The 19,825-nt window shown below is 31.1% G+C and carries 15 protein-coding genes and 1 riboswitch; of the genes, 2 read left to right on the forward strand and 13 right to left on the reverse strand.

Annotated features, from left to right (window positions below):
* Positions 1 to 71: 71 nt before the first annotated feature.
* The 7 genes from ACSVC9_RS13365 to cdaA all read right to left on the reverse strand — a co-directional run bounded on the left by ACSVC9_RS13365 (position 72) and on the right by cdaA (position 9,472).
* On the reverse strand, positions 72 to 923 hold the full coding sequence (locus tag ACSVC9_RS13365; RefSeq protein WP_446897949.1) for a dimethylarginine dimethylaminohydrolase family protein: 852 nt from the start codon (positions 921 to 923) through the stop codon (positions 72 to 74).
* A gap of 119 nt (positions 924 to 1,042) precedes the next feature.
* On the reverse strand, positions 1,043 to 1,882 hold the full coding sequence (locus ACSVC9_RS13370) for a MerR family transcriptional regulator (protein WP_446897950.1): 840 nt from the start codon (positions 1,880 to 1,882) through the stop codon (positions 1,043 to 1,045).
* Between the two features lie 97 nt (positions 1,883 to 1,979).
* Positions 1,980 to 3,806 (reverse strand): glutamine--fructose-6-phosphate transaminase (isomerizing), encoded by a 1,827-nt coding sequence (gene glmS / locus ACSVC9_RS13375; RefSeq protein WP_446897951.1) that lies wholly within the window; start codon positions 3,804 to 3,806, stop codon positions 1,980 to 1,982.
* Between the two features lie 570 nt (positions 3,807 to 4,376).
* A complete protein-coding gene (gene glmM, locus ACSVC9_RS13380) occupies positions 4,377 to 5,729 on the reverse strand; it encodes a phosphoglucosamine mutase (RefSeq protein WP_446897952.1) in 1,353 nt (450 codons plus the stop codon).
* 92 nt (positions 5,730 to 5,821) lie between these two features.
* Positions 5,822 to 7,414: an NAD(P)/FAD-dependent oxidoreductase gene (locus tag ACSVC9_RS13385; protein WP_446897953.1), complete on the reverse strand. Its 1,593-nt coding sequence runs from the start codon at positions 7,412 to 7,414 to the stop codon at positions 5,822 to 5,824.
* The gene (locus tag ACSVC9_RS13390; RefSeq protein WP_446897954.1) at positions 7,404 to 8,654 is read right to left on the reverse strand and encodes a CdaR family protein; all 1,251 of its coding nucleotides are present in this window, start codon (positions 8,652 to 8,654) and stop codon (positions 7,404 to 7,406) included. The genes ACSVC9_RS13385 and ACSVC9_RS13390 overlap by 11 nt, the downstream gene beginning before the upstream one ends.
* The gene (gene cdaA / locus ACSVC9_RS13395) at positions 8,618 to 9,472 is read right to left on the reverse strand and encodes a diadenylate cyclase CdaA (RefSeq protein ID WP_446897955.1); all 855 of its coding nucleotides are present in this window, start codon (positions 9,470 to 9,472) and stop codon (positions 8,618 to 8,620) included. Before cdaA ends, ACSVC9_RS13390 begins: the two co-directional genes overlap by 37 nt.
* 124 nt (positions 9,473 to 9,596) lie before the next feature.
* Positions 9,597 to 9,730: riboswitch (cyclic di-AMP (ydaO/yuaA leader) on the forward strand.
* Positions 9,731 to 9,733: 3 nt separating this feature from the next.
* On the opposite strand from cdaA, the gene ACSVC9_RS13400 reads away from it, so the two are divergent.
* Both ACSVC9_RS13400 and ACSVC9_RS13405 read left to right on the forward strand, forming a co-directional pair.
* On the forward strand, positions 9,734 to 10,258 hold the full coding sequence (locus ACSVC9_RS13400; protein ID WP_446897956.1) for a cell wall hydrolase: 525 nt from the start codon (positions 9,734 to 9,736) through the stop codon (positions 10,256 to 10,258).
* Between the two features lie 120 nt (positions 10,259 to 10,378).
* Positions 10,379 to 12,007 (forward strand): IS1182 family transposase, encoded by a 1,629-nt coding sequence (locus tag ACSVC9_RS13405; RefSeq protein ID WP_446897624.1) that lies wholly within the window; start codon positions 10,379 to 10,381, stop codon positions 12,005 to 12,007.
* Positions 12,008 to 12,193: 186 nt separating this feature from the next.
* Here ACSVC9_RS13405 and ACSVC9_RS13410 read toward each other — a convergent pair whose 3' ends face one another.
* The 6 genes from ACSVC9_RS13410 to ACSVC9_RS13435 form a co-directional block, all read right to left on the reverse strand.
* Positions 12,194 to 13,054, reverse strand: a complete 861-nt coding sequence (locus ACSVC9_RS13410) for an NAD(P)/FAD-dependent oxidoreductase (protein WP_446897957.1) — start codon at positions 13,052 to 13,054, stop codon at positions 12,194 to 12,196.
* A 103-nt stretch (positions 13,055 to 13,157) separates the two neighbouring features.
* Complete coding sequence (gene trxA, locus ACSVC9_RS13415; protein ID WP_446897958.1) at positions 13,158 to 13,475, reverse strand: thioredoxin; 318 nt, start codon at positions 13,473 to 13,475, stop codon at positions 13,158 to 13,160.
* Between the two features lie 90 nt (positions 13,476 to 13,565).
* The gene (locus ACSVC9_RS13420; RefSeq protein ID WP_446897959.1) at positions 13,566 to 14,834 is read right to left on the reverse strand and encodes a tetratricopeptide repeat protein; all 1,269 of its coding nucleotides are present in this window, start codon (positions 14,832 to 14,834) and stop codon (positions 13,566 to 13,568) included.
* A gap of 44 nt (positions 14,835 to 14,878) precedes the next feature.
* Positions 14,879 to 15,637, reverse strand: coding sequence for a DUF4652 domain-containing protein (locus tag ACSVC9_RS13425; RefSeq protein ID WP_446897960.1), 759 nt, complete (start codon positions 15,635 to 15,637; stop codon positions 14,879 to 14,881).
* Positions 15,638 to 15,779: 142 nt separating this feature from the next.
* Positions 15,780 to 17,564 carry a nitrilase-related carbon-nitrogen hydrolase gene (locus tag ACSVC9_RS13430; RefSeq protein ID WP_446897961.1) on the reverse strand — a complete coding sequence of 595 codons (1,785 nt, stop codon included), beginning with the start codon at positions 17,562 to 17,564 and terminating at the stop codon, positions 15,780 to 15,782.
* A gap of 93 nt (positions 17,565 to 17,657) precedes the next feature.
* The gene (locus ACSVC9_RS13435) at positions 17,658 to 19,322 is read right to left on the reverse strand and encodes a PAS domain-containing sensor histidine kinase (RefSeq protein ID WP_446897962.1); all 1,665 of its coding nucleotides are present in this window, start codon (positions 19,320 to 19,322) and stop codon (positions 17,658 to 17,660) included.
* Positions 19,323 to 19,825: the final 503 nt, after the last annotated feature.

Consider the following 19,825-nt stretch of genomic DNA (forward strand, 5'->3'; position numbering starts at 1 on the left):
CTCTCACTAAAATTGTATAGATTTTTATCGCATTTTATAATAATATAATATTTGAATATATTATAAAATATTTATTCCCTCTTCAATGGAAATGTCATACAATGAGGGCCGCCTCCTCCTTTAAGTATTTCAACAAGATCAAGCTTTATAGTTTTTATTCCAAGAGCCTCAAGCTGTTCATTTACCTTCTTATTATTTTCAAATGTTATTACTTTATCATTTCCAAGAGCTTGAAGATTGCAATAATGCTTAAATACTCCTTCCTGTGGTACATCTATTAATGTAAATTTCCTCTTTTCCAGCATTTTTAAAAAGTTATAGGGTAAAGCCTGTTTACATACTACAGCTACCTTTTCAACCACTATATTAAAACACATATCGAGATGAAGATTTTGTCTTAAAGCAGGTACAGTAATCATTTCATATCCCAATTCATTAACCTGCCTTCTTATGTTTTCAGCACCATCAAAATCAGTTCTGGCTATAACCCCATGTGCCAACGTGTAATCATCAAGAAACCAAAAATCTCCACCTTCATATGCACCTGATGTACACCTTGCAACACATGGTATCCCAAGCTCCTTCATTTTTGCTTCATACTTAGCAGTTTCACCATGCCGTACAGGTTCTCTAAACCTTCCCATTATAAATCCTTCAGATACACAACCTCCAAAATCTCTCGAAAAAACCTCATAGGGTAAGTTCGGATCAGGTTCCATCATTATTACTTCTACTCCATTTTCTTCATAAGCTTGTACTAATTCAGCATGTTCTCTTAAACACGCTTTTTTATCAGATTTTTGTCCTTTATCCAGCCAATTCTCAGTTATAACATTGATTGCTTCAAATTCAAAATACGTAGGCGGACATAATAGTACCTTTTTTAAAATTCCAGTTGAGTTCTTAACATAAGTTTTTTTCATAACAAATTTCCTCCTTAATAACCTTTTTTTATTTGTTACAATTATAAACTTTTGTGTTACACAAATGTCAACATTAACAATCAACAAAAATAACCTATTAATATTTTTCTATCAATAGGTTATTTTTTATATTTATTATCTTTGACTGGAATTTGTATTTCAAAACACTCTTCCTCTAGAATATCGGTTACAGTTATATCAATTTGTGCAACTTGAAGTGCATCTCCAATTATTATAAAACCCTCATCATTAATATATTTGATCAGTTTCTTTATACTCTTTTCTCTATTCCATGGCTTCCCATTGTTATATATGCAGGCATAAGTTCCTCGTTCTATAACTTTAATACAGCTTTCATCAACTTTTGATTTCCCTTTGGAAAATACAAATATCCTATTTGTATCTATATCACTCAAAGATTTTATATTCTCTCTAGGTATTATGAATCCAAGCCTATTACTTGCTAGAATAGGAGAAATCTCTTCAAGACTATTTTCGAGTTCAACAAATCCATAACTCAAATCAATCTTATTCTTTACCACCCTTCCAAAAGTAATTATCTCCCTATCGGGAAAATTTTTTAGTACAATTTGCTTTGTGTTTGCTTCTTCAATTACAGATTCCAAAAATTCAATTTTCTCCGATATATTCTTTTCCAGTACACTGAGACTTTCTATTTTATTTTTCAATTCAATGTACTTTTTCTTCAATATTGAAAGTGATTTATTTGCACTTCTATTATCAAAATATTCTTTTATTTCTCTAAGTGGCATTCCAAGTTGTCGTAATTCTTTTATTGTACCAAGCTTCTCATATTGCAAAATGGAATAATATCTATAATTAGTTTTTGGATCCACATATGTCGGTTTGAAAAGCCCTATTCTATCATAATACCTTAAAGTTTCAGTAGTCACCTTTCTAAGTTTTGCTAAATCCGTTATGGATATCCTGTCTTTCATAAAACCACCTTTATATAAACGATACGACTTTTTCCTAAATATATGAAAAATGAAAGAAAGCACACTTCTACAATTGCTTTCCTTCATAACTTAAACTTTATTCTACAGTAACTGACTTGGCCAAATTTCTTGGTTTGTCTACGTCACAGCCTTTCTTAATAGCCATATAATAACCTAAAAGCTGAAGAGGTATTACCTCAAGTATAGGTGCAAATATATCCATTACCATAGGAAGATAAATTATCGAATTTACTGCATCTTCTACATCCTTGCTACCCTTTATTGCAAGTCCAAGCACCTTTGCACCCCTTGTAGTAAGCTCTTTAATGTTACTTATCATTTTTTCAACCAATTTCTGCTGAGTTGCTCCTGCTATAACTATAGTTCCATTCTCAATCAATGCTATAGGCCCATGTTTCAATTCGCCACCGGCATAAGCCTCTGAATGAATATATGATACCTCTTTTACCTTTAATGAGCCCTCCATAGCAACAGCATAATCAAGTCCCCTACCTATATAAAACATATCTTTATGAGTATAGTTTTTCGCTGCAAAATCCTCAACAATATCCTTGCTTTCAAGAACTTTTTCAGCCTTTTCCGGAAGAGTAAGCATCTCCGATTTCAGTTTTTCAATTTCTTCATCAGTCAATGTTCCTTTATTTTGTGCAAAGAATAAAGCTATTGTATACATTACAATAAGTTGTGTCACATAAGCTTTAGTAGATGCAACTGCAATTTCCGGTCCAGCCCATGTATAGAGGACATCTTCAGCTTCCCTTGATATTGTACTACCTACAACATTAGTTACCGCTATTATTCTTGCACCTTTTTCCTTTCCTTCCCTAAGTGCCGCCAGTGTATCAGCTGTTTCACCTGATTGGCTTATTATTATCATCAGAGTTTTATCATTTATTATAGGATCTCTATATCTAAATTCCGATGCCACATCTACTTCTACGGACATTTTTGCAAGTCTTTCTATAGCATATTTACCTATAATTCCAGCATGATATGCGGTTCCACAAGCTACAATATATATTTTGTCTATATCCGCTATTTGCTTTTTAGTTAACTTTATATTGTCTAAAGTAACAGGTTTACCCGGCATAATTCTTGAAGTCATGGTATCTCTTATTGCCTTCGGCTGTTCATATATTTCCTTTATCATAAAATGCTCATATCCACCCTTTTCAGCAGCATCTGCATTCCATGTTACATGAAATATATCTCTATTAATCTGTTTTCCTTTGCCATCAAGAATTTTTACCCCATTTTCATCAAGTACTACAAATTCATTATCATTTAACAAATATACATCCCTTGTATAATTTAATATGGCAGGTATATCAGATGCTATGAAATATTCCTTGTTTCCAACACCAACCACAAGAGGGCTGTCCTTCCTTGCTGCAACAATTTTATCCGGCTCTTTAGATGAAATTACACCTATAGCATAACTTCCTTTTAATTTAGAAGCTGCCATCATTACAGCAGCAGTCAGGTCACCGTTGTAAAAATAATCTATAAGCTGTGGAATAACTTCCGTGTCTGTGTCAGAAACAAATTCATAACCTTTAGATTTAAGCATTTCTCTTAATTCAACATAATTTTCTATTATTCCATTGTGGACTACACTTATAGTTCCATCTCCATTGCTGTGTGGATGTGCATTTACATCTGACGGCTCACCATGAGTTGCCCACCTCGTATGTCCTATGCCTATATATCCCTTCAAAGGCCTGTTTTTCAGTTTATTCTCCAAATTTGAAAGCCTGCCTTTACATTTCATCACATTTATATGATCACCATCAATTACTGCAACACCTGCTGAATCATATCCTCTGTATTCGAGTTTACTTAAACCATCCACCAATATAGATGTTGCATTCTCATCACCAACAAATCCAACTATTCCGCACATATTAATCTTCCTCTCAAAATTTGATAATTTAGACTTATCCCGCTACAAATCACATTTTAGGTATACAAATAAAATCCATACCTTAATATTTTAAAAAAGTGTATAAGAAACAAAGTTACCCTTATTGCTTTTTAACAGGACATAATTATGATTGATACCAAGGATAATAAGAATTATCCCACACTCAATGAATATTGAGGTTTCAACACCAGACTGATGTTGTTTCAGAAATCACTTTCTGAGTTTATCAGCCGTTAACGGTAGTGCGACATATACCGTGGGGCACCCGCCGAAGATTCGATACTCCCCATCCTCGTCAACTTAAGTGGTACTTCAAAATTTCTTCTTTGACCACATAAGTCCTGGCGCTTTTATAAAATAATTTCTCTGCTATCACCTACTTTCTCAAAACTAACGGCTTCAAATATTCCATCAATACATTATATGATTTAAAATTCTTCTTTGTCAACTATTACAACTATTAACTTTATATTAACACGTCCATATTTTGTAAGTAAATAAGGCATAAATGCCCAATTAGCACTTACACCTTGTACATAAAAATATTAATTAACAATTAACCTTCTTTTCAATCAATTTAGCAAGATTATTCGCCATATCATCTATTTCAGACTGAATTTTTCCTTCCAACATTACTCTTACAAGTGGTTCTGTTCCAGATGGCCTTATAAGTACTCTCCCACATCCATTCAACTTTTCCTCTACTTTTTTGATTTCTGACACTATCTCATCATCTTCAATATATATTTTTTTCCTATCATTCGGTACTTTGGCATTTACAAGAACCTGAGGAAGTTCCTTTATAAATGAAGCAAGTTCTGAAAGCGTCTGTCCACTTTCTTTTACTATAGAAGCTATCTTAAGTGCTGTAACAAGACCATCACCCGTTGTATTGTAGTCTAGCATTATTATATGCCCCGACTGTTCGCCTCCTAGTACATATCCATTCCTTCTCATTTCCTCTAGCACATATCTGTCTCCAACCTTTGTCTTTATAGTCTTTATATTTTCTCCACTCAACGCTATATCAAGACCAAGATTGCTCATAACTGTAACTACTACAGAATTTTTATTCAATTTATTTTTAAGTTTTAAATATTTTCCTATTATTCCTATTATAAAATCGCCACTTACCAAATTTCCTTTTTCGTCTACAGCAAGGCATCTATCTGCATCACCATCAAAAGCAAGTCCTAAATCGCAATTCTTTTTTACTACATAATCCATAAGTTCCTCAGGATGTGTAGATCCACAGTTTTTATTTATATTTATTCCATCAGGATCATTGTTTATTACATAAACGTCTGCACCCATTTCCTTGAAGGCTTTAACCGAAGTTTTTGATGATGCCCCATTTGCACAATCAAGAGCAACCTTAAGTCCGGTTAAATTTATATCTATAGTTGATTTGGCAAATTCTATATAATCAGTAAGTGCCTTATATATCTTATTTGTCTTAACCCCTATTTTTTCACCTGTAAGTATACTTATTCCTCTAAAATCACTTTCAATAAGTTGTTGTATTTTATCCTCCAATTCATCTGAAAGTTTATATCCCTGTCCATTAAAAAATTTAATCCCATTATATTCTACAGGATTATGAGATGCTGATATTACAACTCCTGCATCTGCACCATATTTTTTTGTCAGATATGCTATTGCAGGTGTTGGTATAATCCCTACGCATACAGCTTTTGCCCCAACTGAGAGTATTCCTGAAACCAAAGCTCCTTCAAGCATATATCCAGATATTCTTGTATCCATTCCAACAAGTATTTTAGGACTTCTAGCTCCTTCCGTCAGCACACAAGCTCCAGCTTTTCCAAGCTTATACGCCAGTTCACATGTCAATTCCTTATTTGCAATCCCTCTGACTCCATCAGTTCCAAACATTCTATGCATTACAAATACCTCTCTTATCAATTGTTAATCTTAAAATTTAAATACACACATGTCACATTATATTATACTGAGAATATTTATTCAAATGTTATTTAAAAGGGCTTATACTTGCACATTATTTTTTCAGCCACCTTTATTCCATCAATTGCTGAAGATATTATGCCACCTGCAAATCCTGCACCTTCGCCACAAGGATAAATTCCCTTAGCAGATATGCTTTCAAGATTTTCATTTCTCGATATCCTGACAGGTGCCGAAGTTCTCGTTTCTATCCCGATTATAACACCATCTCCACTTGAAAATCCCTTTATTTTCCTTTCAAAATCTACAAATCCATCTTTTAGCGCTTCAATAACAGCTTGTGGAAGACATCTTCTTAAATCTGCAAAATTATACCCCCGCCTGTAGCTCGGTTTTACATTTCCAAATTCAACAGATACATTATCTTCTAAAAAGTCTCTTATTAATTGTACTGGCGCTTCGTAATTTCCTCCTCCAATTCTATATGCCATTCTCTCATAATGTCTTTGAAATTCCATGCCGCGGAGCGGAAGCTTATCTTCAAAATCATTTTTACCTACAGTTACAACTACAGCTGAATTTGCGTTTTTGCCATCTCTTTTATAATTACTCATTCCATTTGTAACCAGCATGTTATCCTCAGAAGATGCTGCCACAACTTCTCCTCCAGGACACATACAAAAGCTATATACTCCTCTTCCGTTTTTACCTCTTGAAGTAAGTCTATAATCTGATGCACCAAGTCTTGGATGACCTGCATATTTACCATACTGATTTACATCTATCATGTGCTGAAGATGTTCAACTCTTACACCAACGGCGAAGGGCTTTTGCTCCATAAATATATTCTTATTAAACAACATTTTATACGTATCTCTTGAGCTATGTCCTATAGCAAGCACCAAATCATCACAAGGTATTTCTTCTTTATCTATGGTAATTGACTCAAGTTTACCATTTTTAACTTTAAGGTCATTAAATTTTGTATTAAATAATATTTCCCCACCATTTTTTTCTATTTCATTTCTTATATTTCTTACTACACTCTTTAATATATCAGTTCCAATATGCGGCTTGCCGCTGTACAATATTTCTTCAGGCGCTCCATACCTTGCAAAAGTTTCAAATACAATTCTGCATCTGCTGTCTTTTGTTCTTGTAGTAAGCTTTCCATCTGAAAAAGTGCCTGCTCCGCCTTCGCCAAATTGTACATTCGATTCTGGATTTAACTGTCCTGTATTCCAAAATTTTTCTATAGTCTTTTTTCTATCTTCTACTTTTTCTCCCCTTTCCACTATGAAAGGTTTATACCCAAATTTAGACAGTATAAGACCTGCAAACATTCCTCCAGGTCCCATTCCAACTATAACAGGTCTATTAGTTAATTTTTTTGTTCCAAATTTTACATTATATTGCTTGTTTTCATTGAATACTACATTCTTGTCATGAATTTTATTCATCAGTTTTTTCTCATTTTGGGTTTGAACCTCTACAATATAATTAAATTTTATCTTGTTTTTCCTTCTAGCATCTACAGACTCTCTTAGTATTCTAAATTTTTCTATACTTGTTTCATCTATATTCAATTTTTTAGCAGCTTCATTTTTTAAAATTTTTAGATCTTCATCAAGATTTATGGTCAAGTTATTTATTTTAATTGGCATTTTCAACCTCCGCTGTTTTTTTGCTTATAACAACCTTCACATTTTGTGGGTTTTTGGATATCAAGGATACTCCCTCTGGAAGAGTGACATTTAAAGGAACATCCCTTTCTCCATAAGACATAGAAGACAAATCTACAAAGCAGTGTATAGCATTTTCATCTAGATTATTTAAAATATTATCACTGCCCGAAACTACAATTGAAGAATTGCTATTATCAAGTTTTGCTGTATAATTATTACTTAAATTCTCTACGTTTATTTTTAGACTAAAGCTTTTTTCCGAAATCTTATTTGAATCCTTGCTTTTTGATACTTCCACTTTCAGAATTACATAACCATTGCTGTTTATAAGATTAACTCCATTAGGTACAATTAATTTCATATCCACACTACCACTATTGGAAATTTTGTCCAGATTCAACGGTTCCGTATCCAAAGTACCTATACTGGAAATAATATCATAATTACCAGATATATCTACTTTGTCAGGATAAGACACTATGGAGCTAAGTATCAAATTATCCTGAACTTTACCAACAGTCTTAATTTCTACAGGTACACTTTTAACATTTCCAACAGGTATATTTATATTTACATATTTAGGATTTATATTAACATTTTTCACAATAGCTCCAGATAGATCCTCAGCCTCAAGAGTAACTTTGACATTTACACTTTTGGTAATACTTCCTATGTTATATCTTGCAACTACATTACTTAAATTATAGACTACACTTGATGGTCCTGATACCACAGCTTTTTTTACATTTAATACGGGTTTCACCGCATGAAGTCCATTTTTAGTTTCACCATCTATAATAAGCTTTATGGGAAAAGTCTTCTTTACAATACTATCCAATTCCATTGCCACCCATAAATTGCCATTATTTACTATGCTTATGTTGTCAGGACTCTTTTTAATCTTTACAGGTATATTATTTTCTCCTTTTTTCATCACATAAGAACTTAAATCACATTCTAGTTTAAAATCTTGAGGTTTTATTGAAAATACATCAGAAGCATTTCCTTTTATATCAAGAGATACTTCATAGTTTTTATCCTCTATTTGTACAAGATTTGATTGAGAAAGTGCAGTTTTATTGACTATTTTTACAGGAACAACAATTTTTCTTTGTCTTATAGGATTTTCAACATTAAATATGTAAAGCCATAGAACAAACGATGTAATAACACAACAGATCTTTATAAAGATTTGGTTCTGTGAAATTTTTGTTTCCATTTATTCACCTTCCCCCTAAATCCCGATTGCTTTTCAGATCTGTTTTTCATTATGCGGATCAATAAATTTCGCAATCTATCTTTTGTATAATCCCTTGTAATTCTCCCATGCACTGCAAGTGAAATAATTCCAGTTTCTTCAGATACGATAATTACTAAAGCATCTGATTTCTCGGATATTCCAATTCCTGCTCTATGTCTGGTACCTAATTTCTTATTTAAATTTTCGTTATCAGTAAGTGGCAGAAAACATCCAGCAGCAGCTATTCTATCATTTTTCACAACAGTAGCTCCATCATGAAGTGGAGTATTAACTACAAATATATTCTCCAGCAGTGCAGAAGATAATATAGCATCAAGCCTCGTTCCTGTCTTTATTATATCTTCAAGTCCTGTAATCTGCTCTATTATAATTAACGCTCCAGTTTTGCTCCTTGATAAATTTTCCACCGCATTTACAATTTCAGTTATAATTTTTATCATAGCTTCTTCATCGTCAAAAATATGTTTATCTGTAAAAGCAGTTCTTCCTAGGTGTTCAAGTGCACTCCTGATTTCCGGCTGAAATATAATAACAACTGAAAGAACACCTATTGTTAACGTTTTTGTAAGTATCCAGTTTAACATTGTCAAATTAAACAGACTGCTTATTGGTATTAAGAATATTAAAAGTACTATACCTTTTATAAGTTGCTCTGCCCTAGTTTCCTTCATAAGCATATACGCTTTATATAAAATATAGGATACTACAAGTATATCCATTATGGATGACAAACTTATATATTTTATTGAATTTACAAGCATTTGCAGCAATTCCAAGCATCCCACCATCCTTATAAAATATCTATTTACAATTATACACTATTTAATATTAATTATATCTGAGGTAAAAAGTATTTTATAAAATTTTAATAAATCCGTATTTTTTTTTATAAAACGGATACAATATCATTAGCCTAAGTTTAACAAAAAAACACGGGGAAACCAAAAAAAACACTTGGGGTGAATCGTATTTTACGTAGGTTATGCCTTTACCGAACCCGTCAGCTAACCCCGCAGGTAATAAGGAGAGGATTTTATTTGAAAAAATTTTTTTGTTTTGTATGTTTATTATTGATGCTCTTTACTCCATTGGAAAAAATATCAGCAATTTCTATAAGCAAAAAAGATATTAACCTTTTCAATGAAGAGGAAGAGATAGTTCAGGTATTTAACTACTCAAATCAAAAATTATATATAACTCAAAAAGACGTAGATCTAATGGCAAAAGTTGTATATGCTGAAAGTAACTGTGAACCTTTTGAAGGCCAGGTTGCTGTAGCTTCTGTTATACTAAACAGATTGAAATACCCAAAATTTCCAAAAACTGTAGAAGAAGTAATAAAACAAAAAGGTGCTTTTTCTTGTGTTAGAAATGGAAATATAAACGTAGTTCCAAATCAAAATAACTACAATGCAGTATCAAAGGCACTAAAAGGGGCTGACCCAACAAACAAGGCAGTATTTTTTTACAATCCAAAAATAGCTACATCAACATGGATGAAAGATATAGGCAAAAGAAACGTTAAATATATAGGGCATCATGTCTTTTTTGCAGCAGATTAAATACATCCGATGATAAATATAAAGGGGCTGTCGCACTAAAAAAAATTAGTGCGACAGTTTTTTACGTAAAAAATAAATCTCCCACTCGGAAGAGTGAAAGATTTATGGTAAAATTAATATATGACTAAATACATTAATTTACATAAAAATTATACTTCAAATCGTGGAAATTATCAATTAAAACTTCCATTAAATATTGATTACATGATACCAGATAATGATTCGGTGCATTTGCTAAGTCAGTTTGTAGAGGAGATGGATTTAACAGATTTGTATTCGACTTACTCCCGTATGAGGGAGAATCAGGCAACACCGCGTCAGATGCTGAAGATTGTACTTTACTCATATATGAATCATAATTATTCATCAAGAGAAATGGAGAAATCATGCAAAAGAGACGTGAACTTTATGTATCTCTTAGAAGGTTCACAAGTACCGGATCATTCTACATTTGCTAGATTCCGCAGCCTTCATTTCGCTCCATGTTCAGAAACAATCATGGCCGAAATGACAAACTTCCTTTATGAGATTGGAGAAATATCAGGTGATGCTGTATTTATTGACGGTACAAAGATAGAAGCTTGTGCAAACAAATATACTTTTATCTGGAAAAGATCAGTTTCAAAAAATTTAGCCAGACTGCTTTCTAAATTAGCTGATTTTGTGGCTGAATGTGAAGAACTGTACGGACTAAAGCTTGTATATCAAAATAAGGTAAAAATAAAGCACGTAAAAAAGTTACGCAAGAAACTTTACGCCTTGAAGCATAAAGAAAATATACAGTTTGTACATGGATCTGGCAAAAGGAAAAATCCAATTCAACGTTCTATTGAAAAGCTTGAGGGATATCTTAATAAGCTGAAAGAGTATACACAGAAAATCCATACCTGCGGCAAGCGTAACAGCTACTCGAAGACGGATAAGGATGCAACTTTTATGAGGATGAAAGAAGATGCCATGAAAAACGGTCAGCTAAAACCTGCATACAATGTTCAGCATGGAGTAGATTCTGAATATATAGTATGGCTTACTGCAGGCAACCAGAGCACGGATACAAAAACGTTGATTCCATTCATAAAAAGCATGGAGAACCTCCTGTATTTTAAGTATTTTAAAATTACTGCTGATGCAGGTTATGAGAGTGAAGAAAATTATGTTTATGTTAAAGCGAACGGACAGTTATCATATATAAAACCAGCAAACTATGAAATATCCAAAACGCGTAAATATAAAAATGATATAAGCCGGATAGATAATATAGATTATAACAAATCTGGCGACTATTATACCTGTAAAAATAATAAGAAGCTAACAGTAAACAGGGTACTAAAAAGGAAAAGCAGGACTGGTTATATAAGTGAGAAAACAATCTATACATGTGAGGATTGCAATAACTGCCAGCATAAAAGTAAATGTATAAAAGGACATAACAGCAAAATACCATTGGAAGAAAGGGTCAAAAATCTTGAAACTTCAAAGCTGTTCAACATGCTCCGCAAAGAGAATCTTGAAAGAATTGTAAGTGAAGAAGGCTGCGAGCTAAGAATGAATCGAAGTATCCAAGCCGAAGGCTCCTTTGCAGAGATAAAACAGGATATGGGATTTCGTAGATATCTAAGTAGAGGTAAACAGAATATTTTGGCGGAAAGTATTTTGTTAGCGATGGCACATAATGTCAATAAGCTCCATAATAAAATTCAGTCAGATAGAACAGAAAATCATCTTTTTCCACTTAAAAGTAGTGCTTAATTTTAAAATCTTAAAAAGCCTGTGAATCAAAAAAGCCTTAATAGAAAAGTCTTATTAAAGTGTACCATTTTTTAGTTATAGAGTTTGTGTTGCTTTAAATTATCATGAAAATTTCTATAAAATGTTAAAAAAGGCTGTCACATTAGCATAATTTTTATGCTAATGCGACAGCCCCTTTATATTTACTTAATTCAAATCCAGGTAAGCAACTGCACTCAATGCTGCCACCTGACCCTGCCCAGCTGATTTCATATACTGATATGGTTTTCCCGTACAATCTCCTGCTGCAAAACAGCCTTTTATATTTGTCTTCATGTCCATATCTACTTTTATATGGCTATTTTCTATATTAAGCCCCGGTACAAGGTAGTCCGGTGATATACTATCCTTCAGAACAAATATACCGTCTGTTATAATCTCACCATTTTGGAGTATAATCTTTTCTGCTTTATCCTTTCCCTGTATTTCTACAGCTCTCTCTGGTACTATTTCTATACTGTCATTTAAATTCCATTCGTCTTTATACATTGGTATATAATAAGTTTTACTAGCAAGTTCACTAACATAGTTTGCATCAGCTTCAGCTTCCTTACTATATCCTATAATACTTACTATTTTTCCTTTATAGAGTGGAGCATCACAAGTAGCACAATATCCCACTCCCCTGCCTAAGAATTCCTCTTCACCTCTTAGTGGTTTTGTATATTCGATACCGGTTGCAAGTATAACAGACTTAGCTTCATACATTTTTCCATTTGAATCCAACGCAAAATAGTCACCCATAGCATAAATGGTATTTATCTTTTCTGTAATTATTGATATATCCAGAAATCTCATATGTTCTTTAAATTTTTCTTTAATCTGGTGTCCTGTCATATTATAAAATCCTAAGTAATTGTTGATTATAGGGGCTTTCACTAATTTATTACTTAACTCTTCTATTCCAAATAAAATTACATTTTTATTTCTTATCTTCACATTAATTGCAGCTGCAATACCTGCAGGCCCACTTCCAACTATGGCTATATCATATCTTGTATTTTCCATTTAATTATCATCTCCATTTAAAAACTTATAATAAAATGGCAAATTAACATAACAGTCAATCCGCCACTTTAATTCAATAATGGATAATTTATGACTATCAAATTTATATATGCTTTGCCAACACCTGTTTTACAGCATCCTTTGGCTTAAATCCAACAAACTTATCTACTACATTACCATCTTTAAATACTATTACAGTAGGAATACTTGAAACCTTGAATTCAGAAGCTGTATTAGGATTCTCATCTACATTCACCTTAAAAAATTTAGCCTTAGGTCCGAATTCTTCGGAAACCTCATCCATTATAGGTGAAAGCATTTTACATGGTCCACACCAGGAAGCCCAAAAATCCACAACTACAGGAGCTGATGCTTCATTAACTGATTGTGAAAAATTTTCATCTTTTATTTCTTCTATCATTTTTTAACCTCCTCATACCCTGTTAGGGTATATCTTTTAATTATATTTTATACTCTATTATTTACTTAGTCAATATTTTTAAGCATATATTCACGTTTCTATTATAGAATGTACCACAGAATTATTATATATAGAAAATGGATACCTGCTTATTAATTTCTGTGCATATATTTTAGCTTTAGATTTATCTAAATCCCTATAAATAAGTGCAAGTCTATAGATTACCGTCTCTTCATATGATCCATTCTGATAACTCTTATCATATTTATCATAATATTTTATAGCATTTTCTATATCACCCGATAATTCAAAGTTATAACCCATCATATAAATTATATCTGGATAAACATCATTACTTGAACCATATTCAAAGGCCCTTATTAGATACTGTTTTGCCTCGCTATAGTTTCCACTATTCAAATATGCACATCCTTCATTATAAAAATATACAACTCCTTCTGAAGATAGAAATTTTTTAGCTTTTATTAAGAGTACCTTTTCATTAATGGTTAAGGAATTATCATTTCCTTTAAAATTTACTAATTCGTAGTATAATTCATTGTAATTTTTATTATCAATATATCTTTTAATATTATTATAGGGAAAAATATATTTTTTAATACCTTCAGCTTTCATAGAGACTTTTTGAGGCTCTTTTTTTTCATCTTTATTTACTACTTCCTTATTATAATATCTCTTCTCCATTAATAAATTTAATGGATTAATTTTTTTTATATTATATAGCCCTACACTATTATCTTTCACCATTATTGATAAAAAAAACATAGACAATAGAACAGTAATAATTATTATAAATATGCAAATTACTCCTTTTAAATTTATCTGTCTTTTAACTATTCCCATATCCTGAAGGGACTTTCTAGTCTCCTTTGCCATTTTATTGTATCTGTCAATCTGAAAAATCTTATCCAATACTTCAACAGATTTGATATATTCGCCTTTTTTCATATAACATAATGCTAAATAGTTGTTTACATTAATCAAATTAAAATCACTTTCTATGCATTTTTCAAGCAATGGAATAGCTTCATTAATTCTCAATTTTTTAACAAAGGATACTGCACTGTTATAGAATATCATTCTATTTGCATCTTCATTGGAATTCTCCAAATATTTTTTTGAAACTTCATCTTTATTTGTCTGTGCATTCATCTTCCACAACTTGCGGGCTGTGTTAATGTCTCCTTTCAAATATATAAGAAGTCCCTTGAGATTAATAGAGGCTGAATTGCTTAAATCCATAGATATACTTCTCTCACACAACTCTATAGCCTTATCTATATAGCCATTATTATATTTGTTCAAAGCTTTAGTATATATCTTTCGAGACTTATCCATAATATTTTACTCCCTCAGCAATTCAAAAAGCCTTTATACAATCATTATATTTCTAAAATTAACTTTCCGCTAGAATCCTTAACCTTCATATCACTATTCAAAGTTGAATCAAAAGGATCAATAACCCAATTTTCTATATGAGATTTATTATAAACATCATCGTCATATACATTTACCTTTATATCCAATTTATTTCCATTTTTCTGTACGGACATCACCTGTTGCTTATCACTTGGCGTATCTAGAACCAAAAATACTTTTTCTGTATTCACATTTAGCATGTACAAATTTCCACCTTTAGAAACTGTCCCCATAGACATTCCAATAACAACCATCAAATTTTCATCGTCAGCCCATTCAATTGATTTAGGAGATTTCTGTGAATTATTTACAAGCCCAAAAGAATAAATTTTATTATTTCCTTTTACTATTATCTTACCCTGCCCTTCTTCTAGGGCTTCTTCACCTTTTCCCTCTATAGTTGCACTATAAGTATTGTTCTCTGAATTCTTCCATTGAGTATTGAAATCTATTTTAGTATTACTATCTAATTCTTTCTTGGCAAACTCAATTCCCCCTGAGGTTTTTATTTTTGTATTAAGTTCATTCTGCTGAGTTTTTTCCTGTTTTTCTTTGATTTCACTGTTAGATTTTTGAGTTGATTTTTGTGAATCAGCAACATTATTATCCGAAGTAATCTGGGAACCATTAGTATTACTTTTATTACATGCAGCAAATCCTAGTACTAAAATTACAATAAAAGCACCTATCAATATATTTTTAACTGGCTTAAATCGTTTCATAAAATCCCTCCCATCAAGGTAATTGTACTTGTATCTATAGATTACCAATAAATCTATACTTTTTCAATGCTGCATATATAAAATCCCCAAATAATGATAATTTGGAGATTTAAAATGAAAATTCGCAATATTTTTATACAATCTACTTTTTAAAAAGTTCCAACACAGGTGGATTTTCATCAATAATCACATCGTACCACAACGGTTGTCTCATACATAATAAATCTTTTCTTCTTACAATATTAGTCGGATAAACACAACCTAAAATATTAGATGTATCTATACCAAAAGTAACAGTTTCTTCTCTATCTGATGATAAAATAGTTTCTCTTCTTGGAAATTCAAATGTATCAGGACCAAAAATGCCACTTCTACCTATATAATTTTTCCCATTTTTATAATATCCTATTTGGTTTGCAAATGCCAAATAGCAGTTATTTTCTCCGGCTCTAACTCTCCATAAATGCCAATGCATTGTACTATATCCTCTAGGTATTGGATAGTTATGCAATACCTTTGTTTCTGCAAGTCCATAAGGTTTAGGAAAACTTACTGCAGATGGACAGCAGATCAAATCTACCCCATTTAAGGCAAGCATACGCGCTGATTCTGGAAACATAGCATCATATCCAATCATTATTCCAATACGCCCAACAGGTATATTAAAATGTAAAAATCCTAAATTCCCTGGTGTAGCCCATTCCTTATCTACATTAGATAGATGTATTTTTCTATATTTTCCAACAACTCCACATGGTCCTATCAATATCGCAGTATTATACAATTTATTTCTATCTTTTTCAATCATACCTACTACAATATATACGCAATATTTCATTGAGATATCAATTAATTTATCTATATAAACGCCTGTATCCGTTTCAGCCAATTTTCTTGCTTCTTCTTTGTTAACAACCCCCGTTAAAGTAAGCTCAGGAAATACAATAAGTTCACTTCCTTCTAAAACAGCTTCTTTGGTCTTCTCTTCAACAATTTTTATATTTGCATTAATATCACATTTTACCGGTTTAAATTGTACTACAGATATTCTAGATTTTTTTCCATCAGGTATCGGATCATACCCATAAAGATTAAAAAAATCTAATGGATTCCAAAGATATGAATTGGACATAATATCAATATACTCCCTGGGTTTTCTTTCAACATATTTATTTCCATGATCCTCAAATAGCTTTATCCTAGCCTTTTGGATATCAATCTCACCATACATAATTTGTTGATATCCATCAACATAAGATTCTATTTCTCCATCAGGATTTATCAAAGCACTTCCACCAGAAAATTGTACTGTCCTTTCAAGACCACATCTATTACTTTCTAGAACATAACAACCATTTTCGAATGCCCTTGTAATCCAATATGGTGATGGTGTTTTTTCTGCAAGCCAATTGCTTATATGCACTATGACATCAGCATTCCTTAACCCTTCAATACGTGCAGTTTCAATAAAATGAATATCCATGCATATTAGCATTCCAATATTACCAATTGGTGTTTCAAAAACCATATGATCTAAATCACCTTGCTTTGTCCATTTAGGTTCTGAAATATAGGAATGGGTCTTTCTATGTACACCAATAATTCCTTTTGGACCCATAAGAACAGCCGAATTATAATATAAATCTGTTTTGATATCTACTTCAGGCATACCTATTACAATATAACATTCATATTTTTTAGATATTTCTAAAAATTTATTAGTCGTAATACCTGGAATCTTTTCTACAAAAGGTTTGATTTCTCTCCTATTATACCAGCAATATCCTGTTGTTGCCATTTCAGGCAAGGCAATAAGTTTGGCTCCATTTTTTGCTGCTTCTTCAACTAGTTTATATTCTTTTTCAATATTATATTGCTTTCTATTAATTATAGGTTCACAATTTATTGATGCAACTTTATATTTCATAAATTTTGGTTTTTTATTACTACCAGCCTTTATATCCATAAATCTCTATCATCTCCAATGAAATTTTATCTTTTACCATAATTTATAATTCAATTAAATTTTCCCGATAAGATTTTTACTCTTTTTAAATTTAAAAAATACAATACAACCATTTCCTTTTTCTCCATGTATGTCAACTGTCCCACCATTTCTTTCAATAATTCTTTTAACTGTAGCAAGTCCTATACCATTTCCCTCAAATTCATTATTATTATGTAGTCTATTAAATAGTACAAATAAGTTATTTGAAAAATCGCTATCAAATCCAACTCCATTGTCCTTAAAATAATAGACTATATTATTCTTATCTTTAACATATCCAATTTCAATTATAATTTTTTTATTGTTTCTGGAAAATTTTATAGAATTAGACATAATATTAAATATTGCCTGTTTTATTAAAAACTTATCGGCAAAAAGTTCTGGTAAATCAGATATCTGAAGAATTATGACTTTGTTATTATATGATAATTTAATATCATTATAACATTCTCTAACTAATTGATTCATATTAATAATCTTTGGATTAATAGCCATATATCCTGCTTTACAATACTCCATCATCTTTTGAATCATATCAAGAGTCTCCTTACATATCTTTTTAACTGACAAAATATCATTTTTAGAAGTTTGTGGTAAAAGATTCAAACAGTCTTCTTCTATAATAGTTAGATATGCATCTATCTCTCTAATTGGAGTTTTAAATTCATGTGATACAGTATAACTAAATGACTCCAAATCATTATAAGCATTTACAAGTTCTTTTGTCCTATCTTCAACCATCTCTTCAAGGCCTTCATTAAGCGATCTAATTTTTAACTCGGCCTTTTTCTGTGAGGTTATATCTCTTGCAAAAATAGAAATATTTCTTTTATTGTTATTTATATTAATGGGATATAAAGTAAGCTCAAATATGCTATTACTCTTTTCATCTGTATATTCTACAGTAAAATTTCCTTTTATAAGTACCCTTTTATAAAGTTCTTTAAAAAATTTAACTTTTTTATATGGAATAATCTTTTCTATACGATCACCCCTATTAACTTTAATTGAATACACATCACTTAAAAAATTTTTATATGCTGAATTAAATGAAATAATTTTATAGGTTTGACCATCAACAGTCCAAATAAAATCCCTACTGCTTTCAAATACAGCTTCAAGATTAGCTGCAAGATTAAGTCTTATTTTTTCTTCCATTTTATAGTCTGTAATATTTCTGGCATTAATAATTATTATCTTTTCATCATTTTCAGGATTTAAACTTACATCTCCAACAAGAAGAAAATATATTAATCCACCATTCTTTTTTATTCCTAAAGCTTCAATATTCATAACCCTGCCAATAGAATATATTTTTTCTACAATATTTTTGATATCTATAGGATTCACAAAAAAATTATAAAAGTTCTTTCCTTCCATGTAATGTTGTGTATATCCAAAAGAATACCTAACTGAAGGTGAAACTTTTATAATAATGCCATCAGTATTGATTTCAAAATATGCATCAATCATATTTTCAAAAATAAGTCTATATCTTTCTTCACTTTTAATGAGATTTAAACGAGATTCTTCACTTTTACTCTTTATTTTTATGGTAAAATCACATATAATAAATACTACCGCTATAATAATAGTTAATTTGGTAAATCCTCCACCACTATCTCTAAATAACGATGAGTGAACACCTCTTGTAGAAAAATAAAATGTATCTACCATTGTATCTATAATGACAAATATAAAAAATATACCTAATGTTTTAATTAAAATATTTAAATTATTATATGAGTATTTTAATGGTTTTAAAAAAAGTAATTTTCTTATATAAGGTAATTTAGTTAATACATTAGAAATAGACATCAGCATAATAGTATTAAATATAAAATTAATACTCTGTATCCTTAAAATTGATGGAGACATAAACCTCTCTGCTTGTTTATCCCATATAGGTGGATTGAAATAAAGTATTTTAGCATACAAAATCATTACTATTAAAAAATAAAAAATACTATATATTATCTGTATAAAATAAATATTATTTATTATTTTCTTCTTATTAGCATTAAAATCTTCCTTAATGAAATGTCCATTTAAGATTATTAAAATGAAATAACTAATACTTATAAGTATATTTGCATATCCTTTATTTGGATATATATAAAATGGTATAAATATAGTTCCACTTAAAGCTGTAATATATGCATATTTAGATTCCCACACAA

This window comes from Clostridium sp. LBM24168 (assembly GCF_052953915.1).